The following is a 15,855-nucleotide window of genomic DNA, read 5'->3' on the forward strand; positions in this document are numbered from 1 at the left end:
GCGCTGGCCGAAGGGGTCACCAGTCGTGGACGGTTCCGTCGGCGAGACGGTTGTAGGGCAGGTACGCCCGCTGGTACGGATACTTGCCCGCTTCGTCCACGTTCAACTCGACACCGAGGCCGGGCTGGTCCCCCGGGTGCAGCATGCCGTCCTCCCACGTGTACGACTGCTCGAACACCGCGTCGGTCTTCGCTCCGTGCTTCATGTACTCCTGGATACCGAAGTTGTGGATCGACAACCCCAAATGCATCGCGGCCGCCATGCCAACCGGGGAGATGTCCGTCGGCCCGTGCATGCCCGACTTGATCTGGTACTGCGCCGCATAGTCCAACGTCTTCTTCAGATGCGAGATCCCACCCATGTGCGTCACCGCACCACGCACATAATCGATGAGCTGCTCGCGGATGATCTGCTGGTAGTCCCACACCGTGTTGAAGATCTCCCCGATCGCCAACGGCGTCGTCGTGTGCTGCCGCACCAGCCGCAACGCCTCCGGGTTCTCCGCCGGCGTGCAGTCCTCCAACCAGAACAGATCGTAGGGTTCCAGGCTCTTCCCGAGCTTCGCGGCCTGGATCGGCGTCATCCGGTGATGCCCGTCATGCAGCAACGGCAACTCCGGACCGAACTCGTTCCGCACCGCCTCGAACACCGTCGGCAGATGCCGCAGATACGACCTCGTGTCCCAGTCCTCCTCGTTCGGCAGCCCGCCACGCTGCGCCGGCTCATGGTCGTACCGGACACCCGTGTTGCCCTCGAACGTCGCGTTCGACGCGATGCCATAGATCGACTGCAACCCCGGCACCGCCGTCTGGATCCGGATGGCCTTGTAGCCCTGCGCCTGATGCTCACGCACACTGTCGAACAACTCCTCGTTGCTCTTCCCCGACGCATGCCCATAGGCGAGCAGCCCCGTCCGCGACGCACCGCCCAGCAACTGATACACCGGCATGCCCGCAGCCTTGCCCTTGATGTCCCACAACGCCATATCGACCGCCGCGACCGCAGCCATCGTCACCGGACCCCGACGCCAATACGCCGACCGGTACAGGAACTGCCACGTGTCCTCGATCCGCGACGCATCCCGCCCCAGCAACAACGGCACCACGTGCTCGGACAGATACGCCACCACCGCCAACTCGCGCCCGTTCAACGTCGCGTCGCCCAAGCCCGTCAGGCCGTCGTCGGTCGTGAGTTTCAACGTCACGAAGTTCCGGTCGGGACTCGTGACGATGACCTCGGCCTTGTCGATGTTCATGGGTGCTACTCCTTCGTGCGTTGCGGCCGATGTGGCCGGGGTGGTTCCGACGGACTGCGGGTCGGCTGCAGTGGCGGGTGTCAGGGGTTCCGTGGGCGTCCGGTCAGCTCGTCGACCAGGTGCTCCAGCTCGATGACGAGCCTGGATCCGTCAGCCGGCTCCGAGTCGAGGAGACGGGGGTCGATCAGGCGCACGAGCGCCGCGGTCCGCTCCCGCCCCTGGAGCCGGAGCGCCTCGGCGACGGCGGCACCGCTCGCGTCACCCGGCCGGTCGTCGCCCTGGACGGCCGCCACCCACGCGGCGATCACGCGCAGGGACCCGGTTCCCGGCCGACCGGCGGCCCGTTCCGCCAAGAGGGTCGACACGATCCGCACCCGCAGCTTGGTGACCCCCTCGAGCGCGATCTGCTGCAGCCGATGCTCGATGCGCGCGTTGTCGAAGCGCTCCAGGAGCGCGGTGCGATACGCCGTCAGCCCGAGGTCGTCCGGCAGGTGGTGCTCCGTCTCGTCCCAGTACTCCTCGACCCAGGCCCGGCACCGCTGGTCGCCGACCGCCTCGGCGACCGTCGCATGACCGCGCAGCGGGCCCGCGTAGGCGAGGAGGCTGTGGGCGCCGTTGAGCAGCCGCAGTTTGCGTTGCTCGTAAGGTTCGAGGTCGTCGACGAACCGGGCGCCCGCGGACTCCCACGCCGGCCGCCCGGCGGGGAAGTCGCCGCTCAGCACCCAGTCGGTGAAGGGCTCGGTGACGACGGGAGCGGCGTCGGCGAATCCGGTGAGCGTCGCGGCCGTCGCTTCGTCGGCGGCCGTGGGACGCGGCGTGATGCGATCGACCGAGGACGAGACGAACGAGACCTCATCGGTGATCCACCGAGCGGTCTCCGGGTGGACCCGGTCAGCAAGGGCGAGCATCGCGCGACGGACGAGCGCACCGCCGTCGGCGATGTTGTCGCACGGCAGGATCGCGATCGGACCGGCCCCGGCACGACGACGGGCTTCGATGCCGAGGAGTAGTCTGCCGAGCGTCGTCGTCGGTCGCGCGGCGCGGAGGTCCCCCTGTTCGGCGAAGGCCTCAGACAGCAGGGCGACGTCCTGCTCGACCGCCGGATCCGATGCATCCGGCCTCCCCTCGGCATCGAGCCGGTACCCGGCCTCGGTGACCGTGAGCGTGACGATGGCGGTGGTCTCGGCGGCGAGGAGGTCGTGGAGCCGTGCGACGTCGCCACCGTCCCGCGCCTCGACGATCGAACCGACGATCGTCGCCGAGTCGCCGTCCGCCGATCGCTCGACGACCGTGTAGAGGCAGTCCTGGGCGTCCAGATCGACTGCGGCCTGCGGACTCCGGCCGGTGAAGGCGGCGATGCCCCACTCGTGATCGGGGTCGGCGAGCTGGGTGTACCAGGCCTGATGGGCACGGTGGAAGGCGCCGAGTCCGAGGTGGACGATCCGGACCGGTGCCGACGGGAACTCGGGCAGCCGCGCGCGGGACAGACGCGGGACCGCCTGCTCCCCCTGGGCTCCGGCAGCGCTGTCCGCGGTCGTCACGGTGCTCACAGTTTGAACACCCGTCGCGGCTGGTCGACGACGAGGTCGAGGATGATGCGTTCGGCCGTCGCCTCGTCGACGCGCCCCTCCCGCACGAGCCGCGCGAGGAACGACGCGTCGAGGCGCCTGGACATGTCGTGTCGGGCGGGGATCGAGAGGAACGCCCGCGTGTCGTCGATGAAGCCCGATCCGCGTGAGAACCCGGCCGTCTCCGTCACGGCGGACCGGAAGCGCAGGACGGCGTCGGGTGCGTCGAGGAACCACCACGGTGCGCCGACGAAGACACTCGGGTAGAACCCGGCGAGCGGTGCGATCTCCCGCGAGTAGCTCGTCTCGTCGACGCTGAAGAGGACGAGGTGGAACCCCGGAGCCGTGCCGAAACGCTCCAGCAGCGGACGCAGGGGACGGACGTAGTCGGTGCGGACCGGGAGGTCGTGGCCGCTGTCGGGCCCGAAGCGGGCGAGGGTCGGCGCGTGATGGTTGCGGTGGACGCCGGGGTGCACCGTCATGACGAGGCCGTCCTCGACGCTCATCCGGGCGCTCTCGAACAGCATGTGCGCTGCGAACCGCTCGAGGTCCGCGGCGTCGGCGGTTCCCGACAGCGCGCGGTCGAACAGCGCCGCGGCGTCCGCCTCCTCGAGTTCGATCGTGAGCGGCTGCAGGACACCGTGGTCGGCCGACACCGCCCCGTGCTCGATGAAGTGGCGACGGCGCCCGACGAGCGCCTCGAGATAGCCGCGGTAGCTGGACTCCGGTGTCCCGTTCCAGGCGGCGAGTGCCGCGACCCGCTCCACCCACCCGGCCTTCGTCGGATCGAGGTACGCGTCGGGCCGGAAGGTCGGCAGGACGCGCCCGCTGAAGGTGGGGTCCGCCGCGAGGGCGGCATGTGCGGCGAGGTCGTCCATCGGGTCGTCGGTGGTCGCGAGCACCTCGATGCGGAAGCGGTCGAACAGCGCACGCGGACGGAACGCCGGCGCTTGGAGCGCCTCCTGGATCGTGTCGAAGAGCCGGTCGGCGTTCGCTCCGTCCGGCTGCTCCGTGACACCGAATTGCTCACCGAGGATCGAGCTCAGCCAGTACCCGGAGGCGGTGCCGGCGTACAGGTGCCAGTGCTCGCAGAAGCGTCGCCAGGCGTCCCGCGGCGCGGCGACGGCACCACCCTCCGCGAGGTCGGGCACGCCGACGTCCGCGAGGGAGAACCCGGCGGCGTGCAGCAGGCGGGTGACGTAGTGGTCGTGCCGGAGGAACAGCTCGGTGGCGTTCGCGAACGGGGTGTCCTCGACGAGGATCACCGGATCCACGTGTCCGTGCGGCGAGACGATCGGCAGGGCCTCGACCGAGCGGTAGAGCGCCCTGGCGACGTCGCGGGTCCCCGGGTCGGCGGGAAGGAGGCGGTCTGGATCGTTCTGCAGCGTCGTTGGCACGCCTCCATTGAAACCGGGAGACCCCCGCCTGTCAACCGATTGCCATGTCCTTCTGGCAATCGCTTGCCAGATCGACGACCGTCTGCGAGACTGATCCCGCTTCCGCCCGGAACCGTCGTGGTCCAGCACCACTGAAACGCTTCAGCGACGCGAGGAGCAGACCCCGCTATCAAAGGAGATTGCAGTGGCAAACAGCGTTCGTATCGGAATCGCGACCGCGGGAATCCTCGCCCTCGCGCTGACCGCGTGCTCGGGACCGGGCGACGACGACTCGGCCGACGGCCCGGTGACGCTCGAGTTCTGGGCCTGGGGCTCGAACATCGACAAGCGCGTCGAGGTGTGGAACCAGGCCAACCCCGACATCCAGGTCAACATCTCGCAACCCGCGAGCGGAGCGGACATGCCCGTTCGTGTCCTGAGCGCGGTGCGAGCCGGCGACGGCCCCGACATCGCGCAGGCGGAGTACACGCAGCTGCCGACCTACGTGTCGGCCGGCGTCCTCGCCCCACTCGACAGCGCGAAGCAGGACCTCGAGGAGGCCTACTCCCCCACGGTGCTCGAGAGCGTGTCCTTCGACGACACGGTCTACGGCGTCCCGCAGGATCTCGGGCCGGCACTCTTCGTCTACCGGAACGACCTCTTCGCACAGTACGGTCTCACCCCGGCTGCGAGCTGGGAGGACTTCCGCGCCCTCGCCGAGCAGGTCCGCACCCTCGACGGTGACCGCTACCTCTTCAACTTCAGCTCGATCGACGCCGACCAGTTCATGGGACTGGCCCTGCAGAACGGCGCCCAGTGGTGGGACTACGCCGACGAGCAATGGGGTGTCGACATCGACAGCGCCGAGACGCGGGAGGTCCTGGACTTCTGGCAGGGCATGGTCGAGGACGACCTCGTGAGCACCTACCAGACCGGCAGCCCCGAGCAGATCGAGGCGACCGCGAGTGGCCGGGTGCTCGGCACGATCGCCGGCGCCTGGGCTCCCGGTCCACTGCTCAACCAGTACCCCGACACCGTCGGGCTCTGGTCGGCCGCGCAGATCCCGCAGTGGGACGCCGCCGATCCGCGGGTCTTCGCCCGCGGCGGTTCGGCCAACGTCATCCTCAAGGAGAGCCCGCACTACGATCAGGCGCTCGAGTTCATCACCTGGCTGAACGCGTCCGATGAGGGCGCCGAGGGGCTCGTCGAGGTCAACAAGTTCACCGGGGCCCTGCACGGCCAGGAGATCGACCGCACGCCGCCGGAGCTCATGCCCGAGGACACCACCTACTGGCCGAGCGCCACGGAAGCCGCGTCGAAGCTCGTCACCGTGCAGTGGGGACCGAACACGCAGGTGGCCTTCACCGCCATCACCGACGAGCTCGGCAACGCCATCGAGGGGACGAGCCCGTGGGCCGATGTGCTCCCGAAGGTGCAGGACATCGTCCAGAAGGACCTGGCCGGCTGATGACCGCGCCGACCATCGAGCGGGGCCGCGGTCGGACGGAGGACGATCCGACCGCGGTCCCCACCAGACGGCGCGTCTCGCTGACCCGCCCGCACCACCTGTTCGCCTGGGTGCTCATCGCCCCCGCGGTGGTCCTGTTCGTCTTCGTGTTCGTCATCCCGATCGTGTACTCCGGCGGCCTCAGTCTCATGGGTACCGCGGCGGGTGCGAGCGCCTACGGCGTGCGCGAGGAGGTCTTCGTCGGTCTCGGCAACTACACGAAGGTGCTCCAGGACCCCACGTTCTGGACGAGCCTCGGCAACCTCGCCGTGTACGCGCTCTTCCTCGTGCCGATCATGATGCTCACGGCGATGCTGTTCGCACTGCTGCTCGACCTCCCGAGAGCCCGCCTCCGCGCGTTCAGCCGCATGGCGATCTTCCTGCCGTACGGCGTGCCGAGCGTCATCGCGGCGCTCATGTGGGGCTTCCTGTACGTGCCCGAGATCAGCCCGATCTACCAGCTCGCCGAGACCTTCGGCCTGCAGTTCCCGACGCTGCTGCGCGGCGACCTCGTCATGACGGCGATCATCAACGTCGTGCTGTGGGGCGGGATCGGCTTCAACACGATCATCCTGTACACCTCGCTGCAGTCGCTACCGAAGGAGCAGATCGACGCCGCCCGCATCGACGGCTGCAACGAACCGCGCATCGCCTGGTACATCAAGCTGCCGCACATCGTGCCCGCCACGATCCTCACCGGGCTCTTCTCGATCATCGGCGCCCTCCAGGTGTACAGCGAGCCGCAGATGCTCTCGAGCCTCACCCCGGCCATCAGCTCGACCTACTTCCCACTGATGCGGGTGTACCGGGACGCCTTCGCCCACGACGACCTCAACTCGGCGTCGGCGGCATCCATCATCCTCGCCCTCGCCACGGTGCTGCTGTCGCTCCTGGTGCTCGGCGGGCAACGCCTCGCAGCTCGGAGGAACGCATGACCACCACCGCACGCACCGCGGAACGCGCGGAGGAGGACCGTCGCGCTCGCGAGACCGTCGTCCGCGCCGATCGCGGCCGCATCGGCAAGCCGAAGGAATCCGTCAGCCTCGTCCACAAGCTCGGCGGAATCCTCCCGACGGTCGTGCTCCTGATCGCCGTCCTCTACTTCCTGCTCCCGATGGTGTGGGTCGTGTTCGCCGCCACGAAGAGCACCGGCGAGCTGTTCTCCACGAGCGCGTTCACCTTCGGGTCGAGCCTCATCGACAACATGACCGACCTGTTCGCGTACGAGAACGGCTCCTTCGCGCGCTGGTTGGGCAACAGCTTCATCTATTCGATCGGCGGCGCACTCCTGTCGACCGCCGTCTCGGCCGCCGCCGGCTACGCGCTCGCGCTCTACCGGTTCCCGGGTAAGAAGGCCGTGATGGTCGGACTGCTCGCGGGTGTGCTGCTCCCGACGATCACGCTGGCGATCCCGCAGTACATGCTCTTCGCACAGCTGAACCTCACGAACACCTACTGGGCGGTGCTCATCCCGATCTCGATCACCCCGTTCGGGATCTACCTCTCCTACGTGTTCGCGCGGGGCTCGGTGCCGCAGGAACTCCTCGAGGCGGCTCGGGTGGACGGGTCGAACGAGGGGCGCACCTTCGTCTCGATCGGCCTGCCGCTCTTGTTCCCCGGTCTCGTGACCGTGTTCCTGTTGCAGTTCATCGGCGCCTGGAACAACTTCCTGCTGCCGTACATCATGCAGTCGAAGTCGGAGCTGTCGCCCATCACGGTCGCCATGTTCCTCATGCTCAACCGTGGCGGTAGCGAACCGGTGCTCTACTCGGTCGCCATCGCCGGGGCGCTCATCGCCGTCATCCCCGTGGTGATCTTCGTGCTCGTCCTCCAGCGGTTCTGGCGCCTCGACCTCATCTCGGGGAGCCTGAAGTAGCGATGACCATCCCACCGACGACGGAACGGAACCACATGTCCGACTCGAACCCGACCGCCCAGCGGTACCCGCTCACCGGGTACGGCGTGATCGTCCCCTCCGAACGCATCCCCGGTGCGTTCGCGTCCGGAGCCGACTACGCCGAACCGACCATCGTCGGCAACCTCGTCGTCGCCGACGGAGACGGGTGGACGCGCCATCCCGACTACGACGCGAGCATCCGACGCGGGTCGTTCGCCATCCTGTTCCCCGGCGACCTGTCGCTCGCCGACCCCGACTTCCCGGCGGAACGCGTCACGGCGTACCTCGACGCCGTCATGCCGATCATCGGTTCGGTCTCGGAGCCCGGCGCGAAGATCGTGTTCGGGAGCGGGACGGCGCGCACCATCCCCGCCGGGGTGGACGTCACGGCCGCCCGCGCGAGGTTCGCAGAAGTCGTCGTCGAGACGCGCGACACGGCGGAGCGGAACGGACTGCAGATCGTCCTCGAACCATTGAACCGGGACGAGACGAACCTGCTCAACTCGCTCGAGGAGACGGTCGCCTTCCTCGACGAGTTCGGGATCGACCGCGTGCCCGTCGTCGCCGACCTCTTCCACATCATGCTGGAGGAGGAGCCGCTCGCCGTCGTCAAGGCCCTCGGCGCCCGCATCGGACACGCCCACATCGCCGACACCGGACGACGGCCGCCCGGCCAGGGCGACTGGCCGCTCACCGAGTTCATCACGGCCCTGCGCGATGGCGGCTACGACGGCCCCGTCACCGTCGAGTGCCTCTTCGAGGACTTCGAACCGGAGCTCGAAGCCGCCCTCGCGCACCTCCGCCAGCTCGCCTGAGCCGGCACGGACACCGACCCACCCCACGCACAGAACTGGAGCGAACCCCCGCATGTCCCGACCGCACCGCATCGCCATCGCCGGCGCCGGCATCATCTCGAAGCAGCACGGCATCGTCATCGACCAGCTTCGCGACGAATTGGAACTCGTCGCCGTCGCCGACCCGGAGCTCGCGAAGGCGGAGGCCCTCGTCGCCGAGCGCGGCGGACGGGCGTTCACGACCCTCGCGGAGGCGCTGGCGCAGACCGACCCCGACATCGTCGTCGTCTGCACCCCCACCGGCCTGCACGCCGACCTCGCCATCGAGGCGCTCGAGGCCGGCAAGCACGTCATCATCGAGAAGCCGGCCGACGTCACCGTCTCGCGGACGGACGACATCATCGCCGCGCAGGAGCGCGCCGGTACCGTCGTGACCGTCATCTCCCAGCACCGCTTCGACCCCTCGACGGAGATCGTCCTCGCCGCAGCCGAACGCGGAGACCTCGGGCGCATCACCTCGGGCATCGCCTCGGTCGACTGGTGGCGCGGGCAGAGCTACTACGACTCCGGCGACTGGCGCGGCACCTGGGCGCTCGACGGCGGCGGCGCGCTCATGAACCAGGGCGTGCACACGGTCGACCTGCTGGTCGCCCTCCTCGGACGTCCCGTCGAGGTCTTCGGGTACACCGCGCTCCTCGCCCACGAGCGCATCGAGACCGAGGACGTCGCGGTCGGTGTCGTCCGCTTCGCATCCGGTGCGCTCGGTGTCATCCACGGCTCGACGGCCGTCTACCCGGGCCTGGTCGCGCGGCTGCAGGTCCACGGCGACCGCGGCTCCGCGGTCATCGAGAACGACCAGCTGACGTACTTCCACTCCACTCCCGCCGGAACGGAGCGCGCCGAGGCCTTCTTCGGCTCGCAGGGCAAGGACACGAACCAGGCGGCGCAGTTCGCCGACGAGACGCAGGCGGGCTCGAGCGTCGCCGGACAGATGTCGGACGCGCACCTGCACCAGTACCGGAACGTCCTCGCCGCGATCCGCGGGGAGGAGCCGCTCCGCGTGACGCTGGCCGAGAACCGCCAGGCGATCTCGATCATCACCGGTCTCTACGAGTCCGCACGCACGGGCCAACCGGTCCGCCTCGACGCCGTTGCGGCGGTGGCCCGATGAGCGCTCAGCGGACGAACCGGGTGGCGGCGAACCCCATCCCGTACTGGAGTGCGCGAGGCAAGACCCGCGAGGTGTTCGAGGAGGCCTTCGCCGACTTCCAGCGCATCGGGTTCACCGCGGTGAAGGCCGACATCCCCGAGGGCATGACCGCGGACGAGTACCGCACGTGGATCGGCGGCTACGGCCTCGCACCGTCGCTCAGCCTGTTCAGCAGCGCGTTCGACGAGACGATCGTCCTCGCCGAGGTCCTCGAGGCGGCGAAGGCGTTCGGGGCGGCCCAGGCCTCCCTCGGACTCGACCGGACGATGATCTCCTCGATGGCGATCCCGGCGCGCATGGCCACGCCGGCGATCGGCGCCGACTTCTCCCAGGGGCGGCTCGACCTGGCCATCGAGAACGCCGGCCGGACCTGCGAGGTCCTGCTCGCCGAGGGGATCCGCCCCCTGCACCACTCGCACGTCGGTGGCGTCTTCGAGACCGAGCACGAGATCCGCAGTCTGCTCGACACCCTCGGACCGGACCTCATCGGGTTCGGGCCTGACACCGGACATCTCCGCTGGGCGGGAGCGGACCCGGTCGCGATGATCACCGACTACCGCGACCGCCTCGGCGGCATCCACATCAAGGACGTCTACGCCGATCACCTCGACGGCGCAGCGGACGGTGCGCTGAGCTACCACGAGACGTCGCAGACGAAGCGGCTGTGGGCGGAACCCGGGCTCGGTGTGCTCGACTTCGACGCGATCGTCGCGGCGATGCCCGCGGACTACGACGGCGACTACATGATCGAGGTCGACTTCCCGAGCGTCGAGAGCGTCTACGAGTCCCACCGCTTGTCGTACGAATGGGCCGGCCACGCACTCGATGTCGCGACCCGCTGACCAGACAGGCCTGAGCCCGTACGCCGAGGCCGCGGCAGTACGATGGCTCAGGTCGCCGAGGGCGGCGATCGAGAGGAGCGGGCCCCATGAGCACCTCTGACGCATCCGCGGAGACGATCGCTCCCGAGCCCGGAACGCCCGAACCCACGGCGGGGGCCGCGAAGACGAAACGTGCCGCGACGATCTACGACATCGCGCAGCTCGCCGGCGTCAACCCGTCGACCGTGTCGCGGGCGCTGAGCCGCCCTGGCCGCATCAACGAGAAGACGGCGCAGAAGATCCACGACGCCGCGAAGCAGCTCAACTACGTGGCGAACCCCGCCGCCCGGGCGCTCCCCACCGGGCGCACCGGCACGCTCGGCCTCATCGTCGCCGACATCACGAACCCGATGTTCTTCGATGTCGTCCGCGGTGCGGAGCGTGAGGCCGCCGAGCGCAACTACACGCTCGTGCTCGCGGAGTTCAAGGAGTCGGCGGAGATGGAGCTGCTGACCGCCAGGCGGCTCATGCCGTCGGTCGACGGTCTCATCCTCGCGACCTCGAGGCTCCTGCCCGACGACGTGCGCGCGCTGGGCCAGGAGAAGCCCGTCGTCGTGATCAACCGTCAGGTCGACGACGTCGACAGCATCGTCGCCGACGTCGACCCGGGCCTCACCGCGGCGATCGACCACCTCGCGGAGCTCGGTCACCGGAGGCTCGCGTTCGTCTCCGGCCCCGGCCGGTCCTGGATGTCGCGGCATCGCTGGAGCCGGACGAGGGAGCTGTGCGCCGAACGCGGCATCGAGACGGTGCGAGTGCCGTCGACGCAGCCGGACATGGCCGCGGGCAGGGCGGCGGCCACGGCCGTGCTCGAGACGGGTGCCACCGCGGTCCTCGCGTACAACGACCTCCTGGCCATCGGCATCATGCTGGAGCTGCGCTCGCGTGGCGTCGAGATGCCCGCCCAACTGAGCCTCATCGGCTTCGACGACATCTTCGGTTCGGACTTCACGACACCGGCGCTCACCTCGATCCGCAGCCCGCACATCGCCTCCGGCTCCTACGCCGTGCAGACCCTCTTCGCGCACCTCGGGGGCACCGACGTCCCGACCATCACCGACCTCGCGACCACGCTCATCATGCGCGAGTCGACCGCCCCGCCGCCGGCCACGGACTGATCCCCGCCGCCGCCCAGCCCTTCGACAGGCTCAGGGACCGGATGGCCCGTCGCCCAGGGATCGACCGCGGGGTACGCTCGGTCCGATGATCGAGCTGAGCCCGCACCGGACGGAGTGGGCGGCGGCGTTCCGACACGAGGCGACACAGCTCTCGGACGTCCTCCATGGACGCGTCGACGCGATCGAGCACATCGGGAGCACCGCCGTCCCCGGTCTCGTCGCCAAGCCGATCATCGACCTCGCTGCGAGAGCGACGGCAGCCGTCGACCCGTTCGCCCTCGGACCACTCCTGGCCGGGCTCGGGTACGAGCCGAACGCCGCCGGACCGAGGACGCATGCCGTGTACGTCCGCTCGGACGGAGTCCATCGCACGCACATCCTCCACGTGTTCGACTCAGACGCGTGGGAGTACTGCAACCAGCGGCTGTTCCGGGACAAGCTGCTGCACGACGCATCCGCTCGGCGCCGCTACCAGGAGCTCAAGCTGGAGCTCGCCAGGACCGACGACGGCCGCGCCTACACGGCGGCGAAGTTGCCGCTCATCGAGGAGCTGCTGAACGAGGAACGCACAGCACGCGGCCTGCCGCCGACCGCGGCCTGGGACAAGTGACCACGCCGGCGCCCGCTCGCAGCGACTCAGGACGTCGACGCGACGAAGGCACGGATCGCCGAGGCGATCGCTCGTGGTGCCGTGTGCTGCACGACGTGCCGGTGGCCGGGCACGACCGCCATCGAACCGTGTGACGCCCGATCACGAAGCAACCGACTCCATCCCGTACCGGCGATCGGGTCGTTCCCGCCGCGGACGACGAGCACGGGAGCGGTGACCTCGACGATGCGGTCCTCGATGGGGAAGTCGACCATCCGTCGCACCTGCCGCAGGAACCACGACGGCCCTGCGCGGAGGTAGTCGACGAATACCCGTCGGTTCACGCTCATGGTCTCACCGACCGTGTCCCACGCGAGTGCCAGCGCCTGCGCCACCATCGACCGATGATCGCGGTCCGTCACCGGACCGATGATGACGACGGCACGCGCCAGATCGGGGCGCTGAGCGGCCAGTTCGACGACCCACTGCGCGCCCATGGAATGACCGACGAGGACGAACGGCGCGGTCCCGAGCGTGTCCAGCGCGTGCCCGAGTGCCGTCGCCATCTCTCCGACCTCGACCGTGCGGACGGGCCTCGCCTGACCACCGAACCCGGGGAGGTCGACGGAGACGGTGTCACTGTCGCGGGCGAGGTCGTCGTGCAGCCGGGCGAAGTACCGGTGCGAGGTGCCGACACCGTGGACGAGGACGAAGCGGGCCGCGCCGGGGTCGCGATCGGCGGTCGTGGAGATGATCCGGAAGGAGAGGTCGTCGAGCACGAGCTGCGCGTCGCGTCGCGTCGCCCCTACTGCCATGGGGAACCGCAGTGTCGTCCAGTCGTCATCCGGACACCGTACCGGGTGCCCGCGCCGGACAGGCCTCGTTGGTGGGAGCACTCAGCTTCGGGGTGCCGCCCTTCGACAGGCTCAGGGACCGGGGGATGCCGCTCAGGGACCGGGATTCCGCTCAGCGGGCGCTCGACGCGAGGGTGACACTCGGGTACTCGCCGAAGCGGCTCGTGTACGACGCCGCGAACCGCCCGAGGTGGGTGAACCCCCACCGTCTGGCGACCTCGGCGACCGTGGCCAGGCCCGGTTCCGCATCCCGCAGCTCCTGTCGCACGCGATCCAGGCGGATCGAGCGCAGGTAGTCCGTGGCGGTGACGTCGTACTCACGGCGGAACGCCGCCTGCAGGCTGCGCAGGCTGAGCCCGGCGGCCTCCGCGATCTCCGCGGTCGCGATGGGTCGGTGGGCGTTCGCGACCATGAACTCGACGGCGGCGCGGGCTTTGCTGCTCGGAGGAACCGCCAGATCGGTCCGTGACTGCAGAGCGAGATGTGGGAAGACCTCGAGCAACGTGACGGCGGCCGCTCGGTTGGCCTCGGCGCGCAGCACCGCGGAACTCCCGTCGTCGTAGATCACGCGCGCGACGGTCGCCACCGTCTCGGTCCAACGCCGCAGGGCGTCGCCCGACGGGCGGAACGTCGTGTCGAACCGGATCGGACCCACCGCCCCCTCGGTGTCCGCCGCGACGCCTTCCAAGTACGCTCCGCCGAAGTGCATCATGTTGAGCCGATAGTCGATGAGATCGAACTGCGCGGGCCGGTCATTCGCGAACATCGAGGGCACGCCAGGGTGGAGCTTCATCGGCGAGCCGAGCAGGTCCATCACGCCCTCGCCACGCGTGAGCCAGGTCACCACGTACTCGCCCTGGGTGAAGGAAGCGCCCGTGATCCGGCCCTCGACCTGCGATGCGCGCAGCGCGAGGTCGGCGTCGCCGATGGACGTGAAGCGGTATCCGAAGTCGGTGGCCGTCGGCTCGACGGTGATCCCGCCGATCTGGTACGCCTCGCGGTACAGCTCGCGCGCGTCGTCGACGTCGCCGCCCGCGGCCTCGAACCGCTCCGCGGGCCCAGCATTCACGCTCATCCTGCCCAGAATCTCACGAGTCCGTGGTAGCTCCATCTTTGGAGGATCGGCGTTCGTTTATCGGATAGGGCCGGGTCTCCGGCGAGCGCCAAGCATCACCCGATGTACGAGGTGTCGGACCGGGCCTCCCCTGCCACGACGGCCGTCAGGTCGACCTCGCGGCCGTCGAGCCGGAAGGTGAACCGACCGGTCTGCTCGACCGTGGGGGTCTCCGTGAGGTACTGCCGGAGTTCGGCTCGCTCGCTCTCGTGCAGCCACACCACCGGATCGGAGGTCGACTTGAACTCGAGGATGGCCGCCACGTCCTGGAGCATGCGTCGCTCGTCCGGGTCGAGGAGGTTGCGGGCGCTGCGGAAGTAGACGGCGTCGGGGTCGACCTCGTAGACGTCCTTCAGCCAGACGCGGTTGACGGAGTCGACGATCGAGTTCCATGCGCCGACGCCCGACGGGTCGCCGACCCGTTCGGCGTTGTCCCAGAACGGACCGACATCCGGCCCCACGCGCGCGCCGTCGAACACCCCGATGGACGGGATCATCGGGACGCCGCAGCCGAGCAGGTACACGTCGTCGCCGACGGTCTCCCTGATGAACGAGATCGCGTCCCGGTAGGCGGTCTCGCGGTGGACGTCCTGATGCCGCCGACCGGCGACGGCCCCCGCGTACATGAAGTCGAGCTTGAGGTAGCTGAAGCCCCACCCGGTGACGCGCTCGAAGACCTCGCGGAGGTGGTCCTGCACCTCCCGCTGCGTGGTGTCGAGCGAGTAGTAGTGGGAGTTCCAGTTGTAGCCGGTCGCCAGCGGGCGGCCGGCGTCGTCCTGCACGAGGAGGTCGGGGCGCTCCCGCGCGATCGTGGAATCGGGAAGCGCGATCATGGGGGCGAGCCAGAGCCCCGGGCGGAACCCGGCCTCGGCGATGCGACCGGCGGTCGCCTGCATGCCGGACGGGAAGTCCGGACCGGCCGTCCAGTCGCCCACGATCGGCTCCCAGCCGTCGTCGAGCTGGAACACGTCGAAGGGGTATCCGGTGAGGTCGGCCACGGTGCGGGCGACCAGCTCCTCGTCGATGCCCTCGTAGTAGGAGTACCAACTGCTCCAGACTCGGCCGGCGCGCTGCGAGCGCCGGCCGAGTCGTTCTGACAGGATCGCCGCATAGTCGGCGAAGGCCTGCTGCTCCGGCCCGAACGTGACGAACCACTCGGCTTCGTCGGTCTCGCTCCGCGCCCAGATCGTGTTGCGGTCGGCACCGACCCTGGGGTTACCGAGCCCGAGGGTCCCGATGAGCAGCACGGTGCCGTCCGGTCCAGCGATGGCTCCGACACCGCTGCCGGAGTGGAGGTGCGGGGTCTCGTTGACCGCATCGTCGGCGGTGAGGAGCCGGTCGGGGTTGTCCTTGATGCCGATGGTCTCGCCGTCCGTGGTGGTCCAGCCGCTCGGGCTCCACGAGTTCCAGCCGTGCCGGTAGAACCCGGTGTCGCCGAAGGGGTGGAGGATCGCGACCGGACCGGCGGGCACGACGAAGCCGGTGCTCGTGGCGGTCGGTTCGCCGGCGAGGTTCGCGGGGACGCGGAGGTCACCGAAGGTGAAGGTGTGCAGCATGGCCGGCTTTCTGTCTGGATGGGCGCTCTCGGGATCGACGCGGGATTCCCTCCTGCCACCGCGGGGCTGCCGCGGGTAGAGTCGAGGAGGCGGAGTTAATACTGCAACGTGCCGTGAAAAGTCGCAAGAGGGGAAT

The 15,855-nt window shown here is 69.3% G+C and carries 14 protein-coding genes; 8 read left to right on the top strand and 6 right to left on the bottom strand.

Annotated features, from left to right (window positions below):
* Positions 1–16 precede the first annotated feature (16 nt).
* From manD to uxaC, 3 genes are all read right to left on the bottom strand, one after another.
* On the bottom strand, positions 17–1,255 hold the full coding sequence (manD, locus tag QRN44_RS07870; RefSeq protein ID WP_285038776.1) for a D-mannonate dehydratase ManD: 1,239 nt from the start codon (positions 1,253–1,255) through the stop codon (positions 17–19).
* Between the two features lie 80 nt (positions 1,256–1,335).
* A complete protein-coding gene (locus QRN44_RS07875) occupies positions 1,336–2,796 on the bottom strand; it encodes a mannitol dehydrogenase family protein (RefSeq protein WP_285038777.1) in 1,461 nt (486 codons plus the stop codon).
* A gap of 5 nt (positions 2,797–2,801) precedes the next feature.
* A complete protein-coding gene (uxaC, locus tag QRN44_RS07880) occupies positions 2,802–4,220 on the bottom strand; it encodes a glucuronate isomerase (protein ID WP_285038778.1) in 1,419 nt (472 codons plus the stop codon).
* Between the two features lie 184 nt (positions 4,221–4,404).
* Here uxaC and QRN44_RS07885 point away from each other — a divergent pair, with 184 nt between their 5' ends.
* The 8 genes from QRN44_RS07885 (at position 4,405) to QRN44_RS07920 (ending at position 12,216) form a co-directional block, all read left to right on the top strand.
* Positions 4,405–5,667 carry an ABC transporter substrate-binding protein gene (locus QRN44_RS07885; protein ID WP_285038779.1) on the top strand — a complete coding sequence of 421 codons (1,263 nt, stop codon included), beginning with the start codon at positions 4,405–4,407 and terminating at the stop codon, positions 5,665–5,667.
* The gene (locus tag QRN44_RS07890; protein ID WP_079000544.1) at positions 5,667–6,641 is read left to right on the top strand and encodes a carbohydrate ABC transporter permease; all 975 of its coding nucleotides are present in this window, start codon (positions 5,667–5,669) and stop codon (positions 6,639–6,641) included. Before QRN44_RS07885 ends, QRN44_RS07890 begins: the two co-directional genes overlap by 1 nt.
* Positions 6,638–7,582: a carbohydrate ABC transporter permease gene (locus tag QRN44_RS07895; protein ID WP_175116678.1), complete on the top strand. Its 945-nt coding sequence runs from the start codon at positions 6,638–6,640 to the stop codon at positions 7,580–7,582. The genes QRN44_RS07890 and QRN44_RS07895 overlap by 4 nt, the downstream gene beginning before the upstream one ends.
* A gap of 2 nt (positions 7,583–7,584) precedes the next feature.
* Positions 7,585–8,418: a sugar phosphate isomerase/epimerase family protein gene (locus QRN44_RS07900; RefSeq protein WP_285038780.1), complete on the top strand. Its 834-nt coding sequence runs from the start codon at positions 7,585–7,587 to the stop codon at positions 8,416–8,418.
* A gap of 52 nt (positions 8,419–8,470) precedes the next feature.
* Positions 8,471–9,568: a Gfo/Idh/MocA family protein gene (locus QRN44_RS07905; protein ID WP_071261881.1), complete on the top strand. Its 1,098-nt coding sequence runs from the start codon at positions 8,471–8,473 to the stop codon at positions 9,566–9,568.
* A complete protein-coding gene (locus QRN44_RS07910; protein WP_064293921.1) occupies positions 9,565–10,449 on the top strand; it encodes a sugar phosphate isomerase/epimerase family protein in 885 nt (294 codons plus the stop codon). The genes QRN44_RS07905 and QRN44_RS07910 overlap by 4 nt, the downstream gene beginning before the upstream one ends.
* A gap of 86 nt (positions 10,450–10,535) precedes the next feature.
* Positions 10,536–11,606: a LacI family DNA-binding transcriptional regulator gene (locus tag QRN44_RS07915; RefSeq protein ID WP_285038781.1), complete on the top strand. Its 1,071-nt coding sequence runs from the start codon at positions 10,536–10,538 to the stop codon at positions 11,604–11,606.
* An 85-nt stretch (positions 11,607–11,691) separates the two neighbouring features.
* Complete coding sequence (locus QRN44_RS07920) at positions 11,692–12,216, top strand: GrpB family protein (RefSeq protein ID WP_175116675.1); 525 nt, start codon at positions 11,692–11,694, stop codon at positions 12,214–12,216.
* A gap of 26 nt (positions 12,217–12,242) precedes the next feature.
* Here QRN44_RS07920 and QRN44_RS07925 read toward each other — a convergent pair whose 3' ends face one another.
* From QRN44_RS07925 to QRN44_RS07935, 3 genes are all read right to left on the bottom strand, one after another.
* Positions 12,243–13,010, bottom strand: coding sequence for an alpha/beta fold hydrolase (locus QRN44_RS07925; protein ID WP_285038782.1), 768 nt, complete (start codon positions 13,008–13,010; stop codon positions 12,243–12,245).
* A 151-nt stretch (positions 13,011–13,161) separates the two neighbouring features.
* On the bottom strand, positions 13,162–14,124 hold the full coding sequence (locus QRN44_RS07930; protein ID WP_285038783.1) for a helix-turn-helix domain-containing protein: 963 nt from the start codon (positions 14,122–14,124) through the stop codon (positions 13,162–13,164).
* Positions 14,125–14,219: 95 nt separating this feature from the next.
* On the bottom strand, positions 14,220–15,719 hold the full coding sequence (locus QRN44_RS07935; RefSeq protein ID WP_285038784.1) for a glycoside hydrolase family 36 protein: 1,500 nt from the start codon (positions 15,717–15,719) through the stop codon (positions 14,220–14,222).
* Positions 15,720–15,855 lie beyond the last annotated feature (136 nt).

Source organism: Plantibacter sp. lyk4-40-MEA-4 (assembly GCF_030209415.1).
Classification (GTDB): Bacteria; Actinomycetota; Actinomycetes; order Actinomycetales; family Microbacteriaceae; genus Plantibacter; species Plantibacter flavus_A.